Genomic DNA, 21378 nt, shown 5'->3' with positions numbered 1-21378 from the left:
AATTAGCTTAGGAGTTAAAATTGTACCGAAACTGAGCCAATCACGGAAAAAGGTTCAGCAGGATAGATACCGCTAGTTCTGCTAAAAGGTACACCAGTTATATAGTCAACATCAAAAATATTCTTGAAGTTGAGACCGAAGCGCCAATTGTCTCGGCGATAAAAAATGGCTGCATTAGTCAGAAAATAACTATCTAGTCCAAAGCTGTTTTCTAGGTCACCTTCACGTTCTCCGATATAATTCAAGCCCACACCAAAACCTAAGCCTTGCAAATTACCACTTTGAATTTCATAGGTTGTCCATAAACTAGCGCTATGTCTCGGAACTCCTGAAAGCCTGTTTCCAACCGGAATGTTATTATCTGCTGTGACTTCTGCATCTGTATATGCGTAGGCGGCGATAATATTCCATCCTGGGAGAATTTGTCCGCTAACGTCTAGTTCAATACCTCGGCTACGTTGTTCACCTGTGGCCACAGAAATGCCTAGCCCTGGAAAATTGAGGTCTGGTGTCGCAACGTTTTGTTTGGTAATGTCAAAGTAAGATAATGTCGCAGAAAGTTTACCTTGTAGTAGTTCAGTTTTGACTCCGACTTCGTACCCTTCACCTTGTTCTGGTTGTAGAGGATTGCCATTAACATCGAAGCTATCAATATTAGGATTAAATGATTGTGAATAGCTGGCGTAAAGAGATACTTCTTTCAATGGTTGATAAACAATCCCGACACGCGGAGTCCAAGCATCGTTGAATTGACTGGTGTCACCGCCTGGATAGAACAGGGATGCTCGGTTTGTGATTTGTTGCTCTACGGTTTCGTAGCGTATCCCAGCCAGTAATTTGAGATTGTCAAAGAAGGCTAGCTCATCTTGCAGATAAATACCTAATCTATCTGTTATGGATTCCCTATCTATGAGCAAAACATCTAAAGCAGTCCGAGGAGTAGCTCCATAAACAGGGTTGAAGATATCTAATTGTGATGGAGTGAAGAAATTAGACTGAGAAAAAGTACTAGAGTTAGTGCGATTCAAATCCAGACCAAATAATAGGGTGTGTTTGATGCCACCTGTAGCAAATTTACCGACTACATTTGACTGTAATGAGTAATCATCGGAATAAAAATCATCAAGTGCATAAACACGATCAACAATACCTGTAGTTTCATCAAAGCCAGTGGGGATGGTCAATTTATCGCTGTAAACTCTAGTTGTGGCGTAGCGAAACCCGCTGCGTAATGTCCAGTTATCACTAAAACGATGCTCTAATGAGTATCCAGTACTAACAAATGTCCGCTCAATATAGTCGTCTGGTTCATTAATGATGCGATCGCGCTTAACATCAACTACGCGATCGCCTGAAGCAACTAAACCAGCATCAAATGGTCGCCTACGGTTGGAATACTGCACATCAATGGTGAAATCTGTATTTTCACCCAATTTCCAAGCCAAAACAGGTGCAACGAAGAATTGCTCAAAGTTTTGGTCAAAACCTCGAAAACTTTCATTATTCAGATACGAAAAATTCAGTCTATACAACACACTAGGGTCGTCACTCAAAGGGCCAGATAGGTCAATCCGTGGCCTAATCAAACCATAGTTGCCAAACTGAACTTCTGCTTCGTAAAAAGGTTCTGCTAAGGGCTTTTTAGTAACAGCGTTAATGATCCCACCTGGTTGAATCTCTCCATATAAGATAGAAGCTGGGCCTTTGAGGATTTCGACGCGTTCTAAGTTGGCTGTTTCTGGAACCTCTGCAAAGCCATATTGTCTGAACCCATCTATCAATATCGGCGCGTCATCAAAACCTCGAATTGTATATCTCGCTTCTGAGCTAGTATCAAAACCACCAGCAATTACGTTACTAATGTTGTTTAGTGCTTCATCCAGTCTGATGACTTGTTGATCTTCAATCACCCTCCGCGGAATCACCTGAATCGACTGCGGTATATCTCGGAGCGGGGTGTCAGTTCTCGTACCAGTGGTAGCGTTTAATGCGTTGTAGTCATCATCGCGATCCCCTGTTACTACTAGTTCTATTGGCTGATCAGCCTCAGCTGATGGTGGTTGGGGTTGAGTTTGACTTTCTGGTTGTTCTGGTGGTGCTGGTTCTGTTACTGGTTGTCGTTCTGGCTGTGTTGGCGGTACAGATGCAGTCGTCATCAAGCCAAAAATCAAACCTTCATCGCTATCAAACAATTCAACTTGCGGTAAACTCCCTTCACCCCTTACCGTCACCAAGATAGTATTGGCGTTTTGGTTATTAACCGTAATTTCTGCAATTCCTGCTACTGGTTTTTCTTGGCGGAATGTTTCACCACTAGGTAGACGCAGTTGAGCATTGCTAATCTCTGCAATGTATGTATTACCTTCACTTTTCGGCTTAACTTGTAACTGCTCACCCAAAGGAGTTTGTAAAATTATCTCCACACCTTGAGCAGTGGAATTAACTTGAACTCCAGTAACTGGTACAGCCTGTTGCGAATCTAATTGGCTGAGTACAGATGGTTGCTTTAATTGCGAAATATCCCGTTTTTCGCGCAGTTCTGAGCGTTGGCTGATTTCCGCTCCTTGGGCGGGATTTGCTATCAACGCAGCAACTGAGACTGTGAACAACAAGCTTTGCACGAATTGCTCTGGTTTCATTATTTTCCTCATAATCCATCGTGTCAGGCAATTTTTGTTAATGACACGACTTTCTCAATTTATTGAAAGTTATTATTAGTTATTTTGCAAGCTAAATAATTTAACTACAAAATGATTTTACAGAATTACAGTATCACTATTGATAATCTATATCAACTTTAACTTTACTTAATATTTAAAGGTATTAAATACATGAAATAAATAAAGAAATTTTAGTTATAAATTATACAAAAATTTTATTGCTTTAAATTCAACAGCCCTATAAAATATGGCTTACACATATTTTTAACTAGTAAAATTAAAGACAGTTAAAATTTAAATATTCAAATATTGCTTACTCGGTGAAAGCTTTTAGTGATTATTTATACAATGTGCTGTTTTGCCCAATTAATAAATAATACTTATCATTTTTAATATAATTAATAAGTTTATTATATAATATAAAGCTTGCTAAATGCAATAATTTCCTATTAAAGTGAGTTAAAACTAATTGAAAATTACTTGCAATACAGTCTATCAAAACTGCAAGTTGTTCGATATCAGGCGACACCAAAGCTTATTCTCATAGAAATAAGGACAAGAACAAAGTAAATTGGCTTGATAAGAGTCAAATACGCTGGTGGTGAAGCTTAATAGTTCACGGTGTGCATCTCAGTTCCCAAGGTGTAATATGTGTCAACAAATAGACAGCCGACAAGAAAATTCATCTAGTTGTTCTCCAGTTGAGTCTGGAGTTGAGTCTGGCTGCCAGAATACTTGTAGTGTGATGGATACTTTGAAATCAATACTTCTTAGCCTCGGTATTCCAGAAGAGTCGATTAGTGAAGACACCTTACTGCACAGAGATTTGCAACTTGATTCTGTAGAAGCAGTAGAAATAGCCTTGGGATTGAAACGGACACTGGGAGTGAATATGAAGCTAGAATCTCGGCAGGATATGACGTTAGCCCAAATCTGCAATACAGTCAAGTATGCGATCGCCCAAAGCACCACCAGCCCGACATAAAATGTGCAACCAATTATGGTAGACCAATATATTAGAGGGTTAGGTTTAGATATCACACCCATTAACAGAATTGCCCAACTCGTTGATAGATATGACAGTGAAACCCTAAATCTGTTATTTACTGTTAACGAAATCGACCACTGCCAATCAGCTAACAACAGCCACCAATATTATGCTGTCTGCTTTGCCACAAAAGAAGCTGTAGGCAAAGCCCTAGGCACTGGATTAGTCGGTATTGACTGGAATGAAATTGAAGCCGAAATCATATCTCACAACATAATTATTCATCTATACGGTAAAGCAAGGCTTCAAGCAAAAAGACGTGAGATTCAAAAGTGGTTGGCTAATTGGTGCAATTGGGATCAACACGTATTGGTTCATGTTCTTGCTCTGTAAAGGATCAGAAAGAGACATAGAGCAGCAAAAAAGGCTAATAACTAATGACCTTTGACTATGATTTCTGAACAGTTACCCGATATATTTAACGTTGCTGCTTACTTTATAGAAAGCAACTTAGTACAAGGCAGAAGCGACAAAATCGCCTTTTATTATCAGAACGAAACATATACTTATGCCCAAGTCAGCAATTTAACCCAACGTAGTGCCAAACTACTCGCCAATCTTGGTGTAGAAGCAGAAAATCGCATAGCAATTTTGTTGCCAGATTCCCCAGAGTTTGTTTTTGCCTTTTGGGGCGCAATTTGGCTAGGAGCCGTGCCAGTTCCGATTAATACGACTTGTAGCCTTGATGATATTCAATATATCCTGCAAGATTCTCGTGCCAAAGTCTTATTAACTACCCAAGAGTGGGAAGAAAAACTAACTCCCATCCAATCACAATTCTTACGTCATGTGCTGTTAAAAGATGGAGAACCTTCTTATCTTTCTCTACTCGCTCAACAAGATGAACTGTTAGCTTGCGCCGAGACTTCAGCCGATGAACCAGCTTTCTGGCTTTATACATCTGGTAGTACAGGCCGCCCCAAAGGAGTGATTCACCTGCATCAAAGTATGGTGGTTTGTGCAGAAAAGTATGGTAAAGCAACTTTAGGTTTGCGCCAAGATGACATCACCTATTCAGTTGCCAAAATGTCCTTTGCCTATGGCTTGGGGAATACCCTATATATGCCAATGGCAGTAGGTGCAGCTAGTGTGTTATCTGATGCTAGTAATGCCTTTGATATCATTGCAGATATTCAGCGTTATCGACCAACAATTTTGTTTGGCATACCCAGCGTTTATGCTGGTATTCTGGCTCTCCATGAAATCGCACCTCTAGATGTGTCTTCTTTGCGGTTGTGTGTATCGGCGGCTGAACAATTACCCAAAACTATTTGGCAGCAGTGGCTTGAAACATACAACCATGAAATTTGTGAAGGAATTGGAACTACTGAGTTTTTACATATATTTCTCTCCAATCAAATAGGAAAGTGCAAACCAGGAAGTTCTGGCCGCCCTATTCCTGGTTATGATGTCCAAATTATTGACGACAATGGTCTTATTTGCTCTCCTGGTGAGATTGGGAATCTCCAAGTCACAGGAGAAAGTCTAATGTTGGCGTATTGGAGGCGACTGCAACAAACCCGCAAAGCGATTTATGGCGACACAATGCGAACTGGAGATAAGTATTTGCGGGATGCTGAGGGATATTTCTGGTTTATGGGACGCAATGACGACCTTTTTAAAGTCAATGGTCAATGGATATCACCAATGGAAATTGAGGATATATTGCATCAACATCCCCAAATTCTGGAGGTGGCTGTTGTACCTGAGTCTAGTAATGAAGAACAGTTAACTCAGATTGTGGCTTATATCAGTCTCAAGCCAGGACAAGCATCTTCACCAGAAATAAAAACAAATATTCGTAAATTCGCCAAACAACAATTGCCACATTTTAAGGCTCCTAAAAAAGTTTACTTTGTAGAAAAATTACCGCGTACTTCAACCGGAAAAATTCACCGTAGATTATTAAGTAAGAATCCAGCTTTAATTGCAACTACAAGTTTGTAAAGAACTTCCAAATAGAGGAAACGTGATGGTAACAGAGTTTCAGACAGCAATTAAATATAAGAGTAAATTTGTCCCTGGTCAGAAAAACCCTATTGTGGCGTTGCATAATTTTTTGCAAGCTGGTATTTTTAATAATTATGTTCTTTATGAAGGTAAAAATGAAGTTCGGATTGCTGGCAATGAGTTAGCTAAAGTATCAGTTTATCAAGACTCAGTTTCTCTTAAAAGCGTAGAGAAGTCTTACTCAGAGATAGCTACTGAGCCTTTTAAACAAGTAGAAAAAATGTTGGCGGCATTGCCTATTGAAGATTGGACAGCTTATGGTTATGTCGCTTTTGATATGGCTCGGTTCTATTCTGCATATTCCAAATCAATCCAGCAAGAGAGCCTATATTTTTTAATTCCAGAGATTGAACTGATATTTACAAATGAGGGAGTCTGCATCAGAAGTACTAAGTCTATAGAACAAGTTCAAGAAATATTACTTTTAGATAGTCAATTGCCAGATTACCAACCTGCCAATTTGACAGTAGATTTTGGCGATCGCGCAAATTACCAGCAGAAAATTACCCAGTTAATCGAGGCAATTCAAAAAGACGAGTTACAAAAAGCAATTATCTCCCGCCCTGTGAAAATTCCTGGTAATTTAGATGTATTAGGAACATATATAGTCGGAGCTAGAGTTAATAATTCCGCACGTTCCTATTGTTTAAATATCGGAGATGTCCGAGCAGTTGGTTTTAGTCCTGAAACCCTGATGGAAGTTTATGAAGATGGTTTCATTGTGACTAATCCTCTAGCAGGAACTCGACCTCGCAGTCAAAGCCAAAAAGAAGACACATACCTAACTCATGAACTATTTACTGATGCCAAAGAAGTGAAAGAACACGCACTTTCTATTTGGTTAGCACAAAGTGAAATTGCTTCGCTTTGTTTAGCAGGTAGTACTCAGGTCTTCAATTTCATGGAGGTGAAAAAATATCGGTGCGTGCAACATCTGTCATCTAGAGTTGGTGGACAACTACAACCAGGAAAAACCTTGTGGGATGCTTTAAAAATTTTGTTTCCAGGGATTACAGTTTCTGGAATTGATAAACAACAAGCCCTTAAATGGATTGACCGTTTAGAAGACGAACCAAGAGGTATTTATGCTGGCGGTATTGGCTGGGTAAATAGTAGGGGTACAGGAGATTTAGCGATCGCCATTCGCTCTGTTTATCAGTACGGTAATAATATTTACTTAAATGCTGGTGCTGGCATTGTTAGTGAATCAGTACCAGAAAAAGAGTATGCCGAGTCTGTCAACAAGATGAATACTATGTTGACCAATCTAGTTTTACAATCTGAAGGAAAATGATGGCATTACCCTGCATAGATACACTGGCTGTTGTACCTGAAACTATAAATATCAACGGTTGTACCATAGAAATAGTTGCAACTGTTGATATTGAAACACTCATAAAACAAGCAGGGGAAGATTTTGAAATGCAATACTTCACAGCTAGTGAGCGAAGTATTGCTAACTCTGGTATTCAGCACATCCAGTATTTGGCAGGTCGTTTCTGTGCCAAAAAAGCAGTCCTGAAAGCCTTGGGGATGGAATTAAACCAAAAGATTTGTTGGCTAGATATTGAAGTGCAACAACTACCCACAGGTGAACCATCAGTAGTATTGCATGGCAAATGTCAGCAAGTGGCTAACCGCCTGGGGATTACCAAGTGGTTGTTGAGCATCAGCCATGTATCTTCCTACGCTACAGCAAGTGCGATCGCTCTTTTGAGGTGAATGGCACGCTTGATAACGGCAAACCTATTATTTATAAGGCTTTTGGGTGTAGGGTGTGGGGTGTGGGGTGTAGTGATCAAGAAATTTATTAATGTTCGCACTTTCATTCTATTTTTCTTAATTCTGACTACACCCTACCCCCTACACCCTGTCCTAGTAAGGATTTTAGCTTTTCTTAGTGCCATTCTTTTTGAGGTAATGCACATCTTTTTTTATCTCACGCATACTGCCAAGGGCGGAACTCGCAAAGACGCAAAGATAAGATTATGATCAATGATTCAATCGGTATTCGCTCACTTGCAGTCAGCTTCGGTAGCATCATCCGCACTAACGAGTATTGGCTGAAGAAGTTTCCCGAATTAATTCAGCCTCAAAAGGCTAAAAGAGTAAGGCTGCCTCAGTCTAGCGAATCTACTTCTAGTCAAAACGTCCTAGATATTTGGTCACAAGCTGTAGCACCGTATTTATCAGACCCATTTCGGGGTAATGTAGAACGTCGGATAGTTAATCCCGATGAATCTTCCCTAACCCTAGAATATCGTGCAGCGAAAGATGCTCTGGACGCTGCACAACTCTCTCCCCAAGAAGTCGATTTGATGATTGTGGCTTCCCTGTTTCCCGAACACGTGGGACATGGCAATGCTGTTTACCTTGGTCAGCAATTAGGATTGCATTGTCCTGCTTGGAATTTAGAATCAACCTGCTCTAGCGCCTTAGTAGCACTACAAAACGCTCACGCACTCATACAGATAGGCGCATACCGCAACGCCTTAGTAGTTGTATCTCACATTGGGTCTAAAACAGTAGACGAAGAAGATACTCTTTCATGGTCAATGGGTGATGGTGCTGGAGCCTTCGTAGTGGACGCACTTAAACCAAACCAAGGAATCTTGGGTACTAAAATCATTAACACTGCTGCAACCTGTGGTGCTTATGTACATGAACTAGTGACAAATGCCCAAGGTCAGCCGTGCATACGCACTCGCACAGGTGAGAACGTTAGTACACTAGCAGAAACATCAGTAGATTTCGTTCGTACCTGCTGCGAAAGTGCTGCTACTGCTGCTGGCATAACTTTGGCTGAAATCGACTTCTTTGCTTTCAATACGCCTACTGCTTGGTATGCCAATGTCTGTAAACAAGCATTAGGCATTAGTGCAGAACAAACCATCAATCTTTATCCTCGATACGCAAATATTGGGCCAGTGCTTCCCATCGCTAACCTATATCATGCTGCCCATGAGTGTAAAATCAGGGAAAATAGCTTAGTTTTAGTTTATACTAAGGGTGCATCAGCCACTGCTGCGGCAACAGTCATGCGCTGGGGTGATGTAGCACTTGGTTCAGTTCCTACCCCTCCTGTCAGCCTTCCCCAAGAGCCAGTAAAGATTCATTTAACAGAAGTACAGAAAATTAGTATTTCAAGAGAGAAACTTTTGGCTGCTTGTCCACAAGAACAACGGCAAATGCTTGAAACCTACCTCTTGGGATGGCTAAGTCATTCACTACAACTTACTGTGTCGCAAATAAATCAACAGCAACCTTTAGCTTTATTACTCGATTCTCTTATTGGTTTCTTATTTAAAACCCAAATCGAAAATGATTTGAAAGTGCAAGTACCCATAGAAAAATTCTTTGGTGAAAATAATTTAAATCATCTAATTGAACTGTTGCTTAATCAGTTAGCTGTTACCAACCTTATAACATCTAACTCAATAGTTGTTACTGACATCGAAGAAAGAGAAAAATTAAGTCTTTAAGCTTTAGGATTTACAGAAAATCCCTTCACAACTCTCATTATTCACTACTGCGACGCGAGACAAAATATTTATCCACAAAGTTTAGCCCTTAAATTAACTAAAACATAAATACTTATGGATTTATATGCACTATTAACCAACCTTGCCAATCAAGGCGTAAAACTATCTGCTAATGGCAACTTACTAGATATTGATGCGCCGAAGGGAGTAATCACACCAGAATTACATAACTCACTAACTAAACATAAACTAGAACTACTGGCATTACTCAACCAGAACGCCACAAGTACTACCTCTTTACCAAAAATTTTGCCAGCACCAGAGCTGCGCTACGAGCCTTTCCCACTCACAGATATGCAGTATGCCTTTTGGGTAGGTCGCAGTGGAGTCCTTGAACTGGGGAATGTTGCTAACCACGGTTATTACGAGATTGAATGTAAGTATTTACATTTAGAAAAGTTGAATTGGGCGCTGCAAAAAATCATAGAGCGTCACGATATGCTCAGGGCTATAGTCTTACCCAATGGACAACAGCAAGTTTTAGAGCAAGTACCTTTCTATACTATTGAAGTTTTAGATTTAAGAGGAAAATCTGAAGACACTGTGACTGCTGAGATTGAAGCGGTGCGTCAGCGGATGTCTCATCAGGTAATCCCAAGCGATCGCTGGCCTTTATTTGAGTTTAGAGTCACACGCTTACAAGAAGACTGCTTTAGGTTACACGTAAGTTTCGATTTGCAAATATTTGATGCTTGGAGTCTATTTCGGTTATTTGACGAATGGTTTCAAATCTACCAGCATCCAGATCAGCCATTACCGCCCTTAGAAATTTCCTTCCGTGATTATGTTTTGGCAGAGCAAAGCATAGAAAAAACAGAATTATATAAGCGATCGCAAGAATATTGGTTCAATCGCCTTGATGACCTACCCCCAGCCCCAGATTTACCACTAGCCAAAAATCCTAAAGAAGTTAAACAACACGAAAACAAGCGTTACGAAGGACGCTTAGAACCAACTGTTTGGCAACACTTAAAGCAGCGTGCTGCTAGTGCTGGCTTAACTCCCTCTGGTGTATTACTGGCTGCTTTTGCCGAAATCTTGAGTTTTTGGAGCAAAAGTCCCCGATTTACGCTTAATCTCGCCTTATTTAATCGTTTACCGTTGCACCCTCAAGTTAACGATATTTTAGGGGACTTTACTTCAGTCACACTATTAGCTGTAGACAATTCTAATCCTGAATCATTTACACAGCGATCGCACCGCCTTCAACAGCAACTATTTCAAGACTTAGAACATCGCTATATTAGTGGTGTGCGCGTCATTCGAGAACTTGCCCGTAAACAGGGTACAGCTCCCAGTGCCATGCCAGTCATATTTACCAGTACACTGGGCTTTGGTTCTCTAGGGCAAAAAACCTTAACCTTCAGTCATTTTGGTGAGTTAGTTTATGGTATTAGTCAAGCATCCCAAGCTTGGATGGATATTCAAGTCTGGGAAGAAAAGGAAACTTTAACCTTCAACTGGGATGTGGTTGAAGAACTTTTCCCAGAAGGTTTAATTGGGGATATGTTTGCAGCTTATTGTCATTTGCTCAAACAATTAGCAACTTCTGAATCAGCTTGGATTGAGACCACGAGGCAACTCATTCCTCCCGCCCAATTAGTACAACGCAATGATATCAATGCGACAGCTGCGCCAACTCCTGACGAAATGCTGCACACAATGTTTGCAAAACAAGTTCAGCAACGTCTAACAGAACCCGCGGTCATTTCCCCCCGGCGCACCCTAACTTATCAAGATTTGTATGTACTTTCTCATCAGCTAGGTCATCGGCTGCGGCGACTGGGAGCTACTCCTAACCAATTGATCGGCGTAGTCATGGATAAGGGATGGGAGCAAATTGTTGCTGTCATGGGTATTTTGGCTTCCGGTGCAGCTTATGTTCCCATAGATCCTGGATTGCCACAACAGCGAAGAGAATATCTACTAGAAAACAGTGAAGTCAAGATTGTTCTGACCCAATCTTGGTTAAATAGACTTGTCCGAAAATTCCAAAGCCAGACTGTTCAAAGCTTTGGGGCAAAACTTTGATATCTTCGTAAATACGTAATTATAAGGCTTTGAGATAGTTAGTGATAATTTAGAGGCATAAAAATTAACTCCTAATTTCTAAAAATTTATGATTTTTGCTACTAGCTAAGTTGGCAGAACTAAGCTACCAATTCTTAACCTAACTAATCCGCAAACTGTTAAAATAATCTGCTCATACGTCTCAAGCTTTAAGCGAAATCTTTGTGAGGCTATGCGGAATATTTTAAGTAATCGAATCAAATGTTCAATGAATATCCGATTACTAGATAAAGCCTTATTTTCATCTTTTTGCTGTTGAGTTAATTCTCGTTTTGGTTTCTTTTTATGAGGAGTAGTGATATTCTCACCTCCTTGAAAGCCTTTATCACCTGAAAAGGGTTGAGATTTATCAAATTTATTTTGAGATTGACGAAACAATTTTATATCTGCTGTTGGCCCAGGAACACCTACTTCTACCTCTACAATATCTTTGCCTTCTGGTATGCCAATTATCAGACTTTTTAATGTATGTTGTCTCTTCTTTCCAGAAAAATATTTCTGTTGCTCTTTTTGGTCAGAATCCCTATATATTGGCTGTTCTAAGCTATCGACTAATAGCCTAAAATTTGTTAATACTTCTTGAACAAATAGTAAATCACTTTCATTATTTGATACTTGTTCTAATAAACTAGCAGGTAATATATCACGAAGAATTGGTATCCAGTCGTGAAATGTATCATTAGCTTCGGTTTTGGAAACACCAAATAGCATTCCTAATACTTGGAATGTTGGCATCTGTCTTAGATAAAATAGACATAAACATACTTGTTCTTCGGTTGATAACTTTTCGGGACGACCACCACCAGCCGCATTAATTCTAATTTTATGACTCTCTTGTTTAGCTTTGATGTATCGATTTCGTTTTAAGGCGCAATTTAGCAGTGATTGCAATTGTTCGTAACTAATCCCTAAAATCTGTTTTGTTCGTAGTGGATACTTTTGTATATAATCTAAAATCATAACTAATTGTGGAAAATGGTAAACGCCCAATCTAACGTTTTACCATTTTTCTTTTCCTAAGTTAATATTTCGGACAAGTTTAATGAGAAATTAGAGTGGCCATCAGAATCAGAAATTCAACGTCTGTGCATAGATACAGAAGAACTAGCAAACGAAACTAACCAGCCACTACAACCAGCCCAAACACCTGATGATTTAGCCTACGTCATTTACACCTCTGGTTCCACCGGCTTACCCAAAGGCGTGATGATTACCCATCGCAACGTCGTTAACGTCGTTGTTCACACAAATCAACGCTTCAATATTGGTAGCCAAGATAGAATTTTGGCTGTGACGGCTTTAAACCATGACCTGTCTGTATATGACATCTTTGGTTTGTTATGTGCAGGTGGGGCAATTGTTATACCCGATGCTTGTGGTGTAAAAGACCCGACGCACTGGGCAGAGTTGATGGTGCAGGAAAAAGTGACTCTGTGGAATTCTGTACCCGCAATGATGCAGATGTTGGTGGAATATGTTGAGAGTCAATCTGTAATCATACCTGCAAGCTTGCGTTTGGTTATTATGGGTGGTGATTGGTTGCCAGTTTCTCTACCGAATCGCCTCAAAGCTTTAGTACCAAAAGTACAAATATTGAGTATTGGCGGCCCTACAGAAACAACCATTTGGAATATTGGTTATTTAATTACAGAGGTTAACCCAAATTGGAAGAGTATTCCTTATGGTAAACCGATGGCAAATGCTAAATACTATATTTTGAACGAAGCCTTAGAAGATTGTCCCGTTTGGGTTCCTGGCCAAATGTACTGTGCTGGCGTGCAGGTTGCTCAAGGCTATTGGCGTGATGCAGAAAAAACAGCTGCCAATTTCATTACCCATCCTCGGACGCAAGAACGCATTTACTGCACAGGTGACCTCGGTCGTTATTTACCTAATGGCAACATTGAATTTTTAGGACGGGCAGATTTCCAGGTCAAAATCAGGGGTTATCGCATTGAATTAGGTGAAATTGAAGCAGTTTTGAAACAGCATCCAGGCGTGAAAGATGCGATCGCTGTTACGGTTCCAGCAGCGGAACAATCTCATCAACAAATCATTGCTTGCATAGTGCCAGAAAAACAGCAAGCAGAGACGCTATTTGAAACAGAAATGGCAGACACTGCCGACGACACACAACAGCTATGGCAGAATTTGGTTGAACAAGGAGCGAACATCGCTCAACAAAACTTGGATGCTGTCAAACCGGAAGCCTTTGCTGCCTTCTGGCAACAATATCTAGACCCACTCTACACCTACGCTGTTAGTATTGCCTTACAGAAGTTTGGAGTTTATACCCAACTAGATGAGGCGTATTCCCTCGATGAATTGATGCAGCGAGGCCAGATTAAACCCCGCTATCGAAAATGGCTGAGTCGCGCCCTATCTTTCTTAGTAGACCTGGGATGGTTGCAAATACGTGGTGACAAGTTTGCTAATACTCGACTTCTGCCTACTAGCTTTCCGACAGAATTGTTAACCAAGATTTTATCAGAAGCAGCGCCAATCCTTGACTACAACCAAAATACAGTGGCACTGTTGGTCAATTCGGCAAAAAATCTAGCAGCAATTCTCACAGAAAACATTCACTCGGCTGAGATTATTGCTACAGAAGAAATTCCTGCGCTCTATCGCAAGGAATTTCAAATTGGTAGTTTAGTGATTCGGGAAATTTTGCGTAACCTTGCCCAATCTTGGAAGTCAGCAACTAACCTGCGAATTCTAGAAATTGGGGCTGGAACTGGTGCTGTCACTAGGGAAATACTTTCGGTATTACCTCCTGAAAAAACCACCTATGTTTATACCGACATTTCACAGTATTTTTTGCAGTTAGGACAACAAGATTTTGGTAACTATTCTTTCCTAGAAACTGGTTTATTCAACCTAGAACAGTCACCCCAAGAGCAAGGCTATGAACTCCACAGTTTTGATGTAATTATCGCTGGTGGTGTGATTCATGCTACTCGCAATATTCAAGAATCTCTAGAGAATGTGCGATCGCTTTTAGCCCCTAATGGTTTACTGCTGTTTGTGGAACCAACGAAACTGCATCCATTTTGGGAGCTATTTATGGGGTTGCAGCAAGGTTTTGATCGCTTTGAAGATACCTCACTGCGGTCTAATCCTCTTCTCTCGCCAAAGCAGTGGCAAGAAGTTTTGTTAGCGCAAGGATTTACAGATTGTACAGTTTTTAGTAAGCCAGGCTCTATTGCTGACTTTTTGGGAGTTTATACTTTTATGGCGCGGGGGTCTGCATTTGTGCAGAAGTTTAAAAAGCAGGAATTCAGAAGCTTTTTAGAGAAAAAATTACCAGAGTACATGGTTCCTAGCGAATTTATTCTCCTAAATACTCTGCCCCTGACAGCGAATGGTAAAGTAAATCGCCAAGCGTTACCTCAGTTACAAAATCTGCGGACGCAATTCAAAACAAGCTATGTCATGCCGCAAACTGAAGCTGAGCAAGTCATTGCCAGTATTTGGCAAGAGGTTTTGCGAGTTGAAAAAGTGGGGATTGACGATAACTTCTTTGAATTAGGGGGAGATTCTCTACAAGCGACGCAAGTTATCTCTCGAATGCGTGAGAAATTTCAAGTTAATTTACCCGTGCAGAATTTAATTCAAGCACCAACTCTAACTAGCTTGGCGAAGTCTATTGAAGAGATTCAGCAAACAACTCAAAAACTCCAAGCTCCGATTAATGAGGCATTAGATAATCGAGTGGAGATTGAGCTATGAAACCAATTCAAGAGTTTTTATCTGAGCTTAGTAATTTAGATATCAGGCTGTGGTTAGACGAACAACGCCTGCGCTGTAACGCTCCTAAAGAAGCACTAACACCAGATTTACAAACAGAGATAGCTGCACGCAAAGCAGAAATTATCCAGTTTCTTAAGCAAGTTAACTCTGCTACTAGTTCCAGTTTGGAAACAATCAAACCAGTTCCACGGAATCAAAACTTACCTTTGTCTTTTGGTCAACAAGGACTCTGGTTTATAGACGAATTAGAAGGTGGCAGTACTGCTTATAATCAAATATTTGCGATTAAGTTGCAAGGTGTATTAAAAGTAACCATTCTTGAGCAAGCACTTACAGAAATAATCCGGCGGCACGAAATTCTCCGCACTACATTCAAAACCATAAATGGGCAAGCTTTCCAAGCGATTGCTCCTGAACCCAATTTTACACTGGCAGTAGAAACCCTGCAATGGCCAGAACTACAGCAGTTTGCTGTGGCTCAATCCCAGTGTCCCTTTAATTTGGCAGAGGGGCCATTACTGCGAGTCACCCTAGTTAAACTTGCTCCTAAAGAATATGTGTTGCTGTTTGTCATCCATCATGCGATCGCTGATGCTTGGTCAAGTACAATCATCATCCAAGAACTAGCAGCAATCTATGAGGCCTTTTCTCTAGGTAAGCCGTCACCTTTACCAGAGTTACCCATCCAGTATGCTGACTTTGCTTATTGGCAGCATCACAAGTTGCAGGAGTCATTGCCAGAACAACTACGCTACTGGGAACAGAAACTCAACGATATACCACCTGTATTACAATTACCAAGCGATGGCCCGCGATTAGCGGTGCAAAGTTTCCAGGGATCTGTCATCACCCTAGAACTAAATAAAGACTTAACTGCCAAGCTAAAACAACTGAGTCAGCAGTCAGGGGTAACTCTATTTATGACCCTGTTGACGACATTTAACACACTCCTATATCGATATACTAACCAGGCTGATATCTGCGTCGGTACAACCATTGCTAATCGCCACAGCCGCGAATTAGAATCACTAATTGGTTATTTTCTTAACACCCTCGTTATGCGTACTGACTTGTCGGGCAATCCGTCTTTTCGAGAGTTGTTGCAGCGAGTGCGGGATGTCGCTTGGGAAGCATACAATCACCAAGACTTACCCTTCGATCAGTTGGTAGCAAAATTACAGCCAAAGCGGGATTTATCCCATACACCATTATTTCAGGTGATGTTTGTCTTGGAAAATGCACCCAAACAAGAAGTGCAGCTTTCAGGACTCACCCTCAGCTTCTTGGAAATACCATTAGCGTCGGCTAATTTTGATCTCAGTTTGGCGATGCGAGAAACTGAGCAGGGGTTGTTAGCGAAGTTTGAGTACAACACAGACTTGTTTGATACTGGCACGATTACCCGAATGGCTGGACATTTCCAGACTTTGCTCTGGGGAATTGTGACTAATCAAGAGCAGCCTATCTCGGAATTAACCCTACTAACTGCAACTGAGCAGCATCAGTTATTAGTAGAGTGGAATAATACTCAGTCTGAGTATCCCCAAGATAAATGTATTCATCAACTATTTGAGGCTCAGGTAGAGAAAACACCTGATGCTGTGGCAGTAGTTTTTGACGACAAGCATCTGACATACCAGGAATTAAACCATCGAGCTAATCAACTAGCACACTATCTACAAACATTAGGAGTAGGAAAAGAAGTACTCGTAGGGGTTTATGTGGAACGCTCCCTAGAAATGGTTGTGGGACTATTGGGAATTCTCAAAGCAGGTGGAGCTTACGTACCATTAGACCCAGCATATCCCAAAGAGCGTTTAACCTTTATGCTCTCGGATACACAGGTATCAGTGTTGTTAACCCAATACAGACTGATAGATGCTCTTCCAATACATAATGCACGTGTAGTTTGTTTAGACAAAGACTGGGAAGAAATTTCTCACAAGAGTCAGGCAAATCTAGTTAATAATGTTACAGCGCAAAATTTAGCCTATGTAATTTATACATCAGGTTCCACAGGTAAATCTAAAGGAGTGATGATTGCTCATCGTAGCTTGGTAAATGCATCTCATGCTTGGGAAAATGCATATCAGCTAAGTTTCCTGACCAGTCATCTCCAAATGGCAAGTTTCTCTTTTGATGTCTTTTCTGGGGATTTAATTCGCGCTCTTTGTTCTGGTAGTAAGTTAGTGCTGTGTCCACGAGAGTGGCTTTTGGAGCCGGAAGATTTGTATGAATTGATGCAGCAAGAGAAGGTTGATAGCGCAGAGTTTTCTCCAGCCGTTCTCAGAAACTTAATTCAGTATCTAGACAGAACCCAGCAAAACCTGCACTTCATGCGGTTGCTAGTAGTAGGTTCTGATACCCTATATATTAAGGAATTTGAGGAAATTAAGCGTTTTTGCGGTTCTGAAACTCGCTTGATTAATTCCTATGGGGTAAGTGAAGCCACAATTGACTCTACGTATTTTGAAAGTACTTTAGTTAATTTAGCTGTAAATGGACTAGTCCCAATTGGACGACCATTTGCTAACACACAAATTTATATCCTTGATCAGCATCTGCAACTAGTTCCCCTTGGCGTTACTGGTGAACTCTACATCGCAGGTGTCGGTCTTGCAAGAGGATATCTTAACCGCCTCGACTTGAGCGAGCAAAAATTCATCCCTAACCCCTTTAGCAATGAACCAGAAAGTCGCCTGTACAAAACCGGAGATTTAGTCCGCTATTTAACCGATGGCAACATTGAATTTCTCGGACGGATTGACGATCAGGTAAAAATTCGTGGCTTCCGCATCGAAATCGGAGAAGTTGAGGCAGTACTCAGTCAACATCCCCAAGTGCAGCAGACAGCAGTAATTGTCCGCGAAGACCAACCAGGTAATAAGCGCCTAGTGGCTTATGTTGTACCTAAACAGGAACAAGTCACTGCAAATGAACTCCGTCGCTTTCTAAAAGAGAAACTACCTGATTTTATGGTTCCAGGAATCTTTATGAACCTGGAAACATTACCTCTCACCCCTAACGGCAAAGTTAATCGCCGTGCTTTACCTGCGCCAGATACATCTAGCCTCACGCAAGAAACTAACTTTGTACCGCCTCGCAACAGTACAGAATTGCAACTGGCACAAATTTGGTCAGAGGTTTTAGGCATCCAATCCGTTGGCATCCGAGATAATTTCTTTGAGTCAGGCGGGGATTCAATTATTGCTATTCAAATCATTGCCAAAGCTAACCAAGCTAATTTGAAGCTGACAACAAAACAATTATTTCAGCATCAAAACATTGCTGAATTGGCAACTGTAGCAGTTCCGAAGCAAGCAATCCAAGCTGAACAAGGACTTGTTACAGGTACAGTATCCTTAACACCTATTCAGCATTGGTTTTTTGAGCAGCATCTACTTGATCCACACTACTGGAACCAGACGTTTGTGCTGGAAATGCCACAAGCTCTTGACTTAGACTTATTAGAGCAAGCATTACAGCAGTTACTATTACATCACGATGCTTTGCGTTCGTGCTTTGCACGTCTCCCCTTCTCTACGAGACGCTACGCGAAGGGAGAATCGCGGTTTGAGGAAACAGAGTTTGGCTGGCAGCAGGTACTAGCCGGTTGTGATCCGACAGTGGCGTTAACACGTTTCGATTTTTCAGAATTTGCCAAGACAGAACAAGAACAAGCTTTTCAAGACAGTAGCACAGAATTACAAACCAGTCTTAACCTGTCAACTGGGCCAGTAGTGCGATTTGCTGTTTACGACTTTGGAGTGCAGCAACCGCGCCGCTTGCTACTAATCATTCATCATTTAGCTGTAGATACTGTCTCTTGGCGAGTTTTACTAGAAGATTTGCAAACAGCCTATCAACAGCTAAATCAAGGGAAAAAGGTACAGTTACCAGCCAAAACAACTTCTTTCAAATACTGGTCAGAACATCTGCATGAGTACGCAAAATCTGTTAACCTGCAAAAAGAAAAAAATTACTGGTTAACCCAGTGCCAAAAGCAAATAACCCCTCTGCCAGTAGATTTTCCTGATGGTGACAACATAGTTGCTTCTGAGCGTAACGTTGCGATCGCTCTCAGTGTAGAACAAACCCAAGCCTTACTCCAAGAAGTACCGCAAGCTTATAACACCCAGATAAATGATGTGTTACTCACAGCACTGGTACAAGCTTTTTCTCAATGGACAGGTACACGTTCTTTATTAGTATTACTGGAAAGTCATGGTCGAGAAGAAATTTTTGACGATTTAGATTTGTCTCGTACCGTCGGCTGGTTTACATCTATGTTCCCTATACTTTTAGATTTAGGAAAATCTGCTCATTCTGGGGAAGCATTGAAGACAATTAAAGAGCAACTACGAGCTATTCCTAATCGTGGGATTGGTTATGGTATTCTTCGTTATTTGAGCCAGGATGATGTACTACAAAATTTCTCAGAACCGGAAGTTGTCTTCAACTATTTAGGTCAATTTGACCAAACATTTTCCACTTCATCGCTATTTAGATTTGTCCAAAACTCTAGTGGATTAATGAGCAGTCCACGCAATAAAAGAAGCACCTTGCTAGAAATCAACGGTTTAGTAGTTAATAATAAACTGCAATTTGACTGGGCATTTAGCAAAAATATACATCGGCATTCCACTATCGAAAATCTGGCTCAAGAGTTTGTCAAAGCCTTAAAAGCAATCATCACTCATTGCCAGTCTTCTCAAGGAAAAAATTACACACCTTCTGATTTTCCAGAACTAGATTTAAGCCAAAAAGGGCTGGATCAGTTTTTGGCAAAAATTAATCGCAAAGGCAAGTCAAAAGTTATATGAATACAGAAAACATTGAAGATATCTACGAACTGTCACCGCTACAGCACGGTATTCTTTTCCATTGTATCTATGGTTCTGAAGTGACACTCTATTTTTCTCAATTGGGTTTTACTTTAAATGTACGTGATAGTTTAAATTTGGCTGCTTTTGAGCGTGCTTGGCAGGAAGTCGTGGCTCGACATACCATGTTACGTACTGGCTTCTATTGGGAAGATATAGACAAACCTCTACAAGTTGTGTATCGCCACGTCAAATTACCCATAGAGCAGTATGATTGGCGAGGAATAGAACCAACAGAACAGCAAAAGCGTTTAAATGATTTTTTAAAGAGCGATCGCGAACAAGGCTTTGATTTATCCCAAGCTCCTTTGATGCGTGTAACTTTAATTCACTTTGATGACCATACTTACCAATTTGTTTGGAGTTCACACATGATTATTGTGGATGGCTGGTCATCACCGTTAGTAATTAAAGAAGTTATCGAATTATACACAGCCTATAGTCAAGGTCAAAATATCAACTTAGGACAAGGGAGCATTTTTAGAGACTACATTGCTTGGTTACGACGACAAGATTCATCAAAAGCTGAGGATTTTTGGCGCGGGATGCTTAAAGGGTTAAAAGCACCCACTCCCCTCACCAATCTCTATGTTGATAACTTATATAACCCAGAAGAAAGATACGATGAGCCACAAATAAAACTATCAAAAGCAACCACAACCAAATTGCAGTCCCTAGCAAGACAGCATCACCTAACGATTAATGTCATCGCTCAAGCTGCTTGGGTTTTGCTGCTCAGTCGCTACACCTGTACTACCGAAGTAGTTTATGGTTGTACGGTTTCTGGCCGTCCAGTGGATTTAAAAGGCTCAGAGTCAATGGTGGGGATGTTAATTAACACTTTACCCGTTAGAGTTAAAGTAGATGGAGAGCAGTATTTACTACCTTGGCTTCAACAATTTCAAGAGCAATTAGTTGAAATTCGTCAGTATGAATACACGTCGCTCGTAGATATTCAACGCTGGAGTGAATTACTTCCAGGAGCGCCTTTGTTTGATAGTATTTTTGTCTTTGAAAATCAACCAGTAGATGATATTATTCAAGAATCACAAGAGCAAGAACAGAGCATAGAACTCAGTCTTAATCTTTACAAAACAAACTATTCTCTTAACTTAGTTGGTTATCCTGGCTCACAATTACGTATAGGAATTAGCTACGACTTTCGCAGTTTCGATAGTGCAACAATTAACGGCATACTAAGGCATTTCGAGATATTACTCGAAAACATAGCAACAAATCCCGAAGTGCGCCTTAAAGATTTGTCGTTACTGACTGAGCAAGCACGACATATCAGCTTAATGTTGGAAAAAGAAGCAACATTTAATTTCGATTTAGCTGTGTGTAATTAAGCCTTTGTTTATCTCAAACAGAAGCATAGAGATAAAGAGCTATAGATAAAGCAACTACAATCA

General features: G+C 40.7%; 12 protein-coding genes. 10 read left to right on the top strand and 2 right to left on the bottom strand.

What is annotated here, in order from left to right; all coding sequences use genetic code 11:
* Positions 1–14: 14 nt before the first annotated feature.
* Entirely contained in the window at positions 15–2639 is a 2625-nt protein-coding gene (locus WKK05_RS15000) for a TonB-dependent siderophore receptor (RefSeq protein WP_341530424.1), read from the bottom strand.
* Positions 2640–3309: 670 nt separating this feature from the next.
* Here WKK05_RS15000 and WKK05_RS14995 point away from each other — a divergent pair.
* From WKK05_RS14995 to WKK05_RS14965, 7 genes are all read left to right on the top strand, one after another.
* Positions 3310–3645 (top strand): acyl carrier protein, encoded by a 336-nt coding sequence (locus tag WKK05_RS14995; RefSeq protein ID WP_341530423.1) that lies wholly within the window; start codon positions 3310–3312, stop codon positions 3643–3645.
* 15 nt (positions 3646–3660) lie between these two features.
* On the top strand, positions 3661–4041 hold the full coding sequence (locus WKK05_RS14990; RefSeq protein WP_341530422.1) for a 4'-phosphopantetheinyl transferase superfamily protein: 381 nt from the start codon (positions 3661–3663) through the stop codon (positions 4039–4041).
* 57 nt (positions 4042–4098) lie between these two features.
* A complete protein-coding gene (locus tag WKK05_RS14985; protein ID WP_341531093.1) occupies positions 4099–5655 on the top strand; it encodes a benzoate-CoA ligase family protein in 1557 nt (518 codons plus the stop codon).
* A 25-nt stretch (positions 5656–5680) separates the two neighbouring features.
* The gene (locus WKK05_RS14980) at positions 5681–7012 is read left to right on the top strand and encodes an anthranilate synthase component I family protein (protein WP_341530421.1); all 1332 of its coding nucleotides are present in this window, start codon (positions 5681–5683) and stop codon (positions 7010–7012) included.
* Positions 7009–7440, top strand: a complete 432-nt coding sequence (gene acpS / locus WKK05_RS14975) for a holo-ACP synthase (RefSeq protein ID WP_341530420.1) — start codon at positions 7009–7011, stop codon at positions 7438–7440. The genes WKK05_RS14980 and acpS overlap by 4 nt, the downstream gene beginning before the upstream one ends.
* A 266-nt stretch (positions 7441–7706) precedes the next feature.
* Positions 7707–9200 (top strand): 3-oxoacyl-ACP synthase III family protein, encoded by a 1494-nt coding sequence (locus WKK05_RS14970; RefSeq protein ID WP_341530419.1) that lies wholly within the window; start codon positions 7707–7709, stop codon positions 9198–9200.
* A 114-nt stretch (positions 9201–9314) separates the two neighbouring features.
* The gene (locus WKK05_RS14965; RefSeq protein WP_341530418.1) at positions 9315–11291 is read left to right on the top strand and encodes a condensation domain-containing protein; all 1977 of its coding nucleotides are present in this window, start codon (positions 9315–9317) and stop codon (positions 11289–11291) included.
* Positions 11292–11396: 105 nt separating this feature from the next.
* Here WKK05_RS14965 and WKK05_RS14960 read toward each other — a convergent pair whose 3' ends face one another.
* A complete protein-coding gene (locus WKK05_RS14960; protein ID WP_341525207.1) occupies positions 11397–12290 on the bottom strand; it encodes a transposase family protein in 894 nt (297 codons plus the stop codon).
* 66 nt (positions 12291–12356) lie between these two features.
* Here WKK05_RS14960 and WKK05_RS14955 point away from each other — a divergent pair, with 66 nt between their 5' ends.
* Genes WKK05_RS14955 through WKK05_RS14945 form a run of 3 tightly spaced genes read left to right on the top strand, consistent with a single transcriptional unit; the run spans position 12357 to position 21315 of the window.
* Positions 12357–15062: an amino acid adenylation domain-containing protein gene (locus WKK05_RS14955; protein WP_341531092.1), complete on the top strand. Its 2706-nt coding sequence runs from the start codon at positions 12357–12359 to the stop codon at positions 15060–15062.
* The gene (locus tag WKK05_RS14950; RefSeq protein WP_341530417.1) at positions 15059–19906 is read left to right on the top strand and encodes an amino acid adenylation domain-containing protein; all 4848 of its coding nucleotides are present in this window, start codon (positions 15059–15061) and stop codon (positions 19904–19906) included. Before WKK05_RS14955 ends, WKK05_RS14950 begins: the two co-directional genes overlap by 4 nt.
* Positions 19903–21315 (top strand): condensation domain-containing protein, encoded by a 1413-nt coding sequence (locus tag WKK05_RS14945; protein WP_341530416.1) that lies wholly within the window; start codon positions 19903–19905, stop codon positions 21313–21315. The genes WKK05_RS14950 and WKK05_RS14945 overlap by 4 nt, the downstream gene beginning before the upstream one ends.
* Positions 21316–21378: the final 63 nt, after the last annotated feature.

The sequence above is a fragment of the Nostoc sp. UHCC 0302 genome, assembly GCF_038096175.1.
Lineage (GTDB): Bacteria > Cyanobacteriota > Cyanobacteriia > Cyanobacteriales > Nostocaceae > UHCC-0302.
The sequence above is the reverse complement of the archived record's forward strand: the minus strand, read 5'-3'. Positions and strand labels throughout refer to the sequence as shown.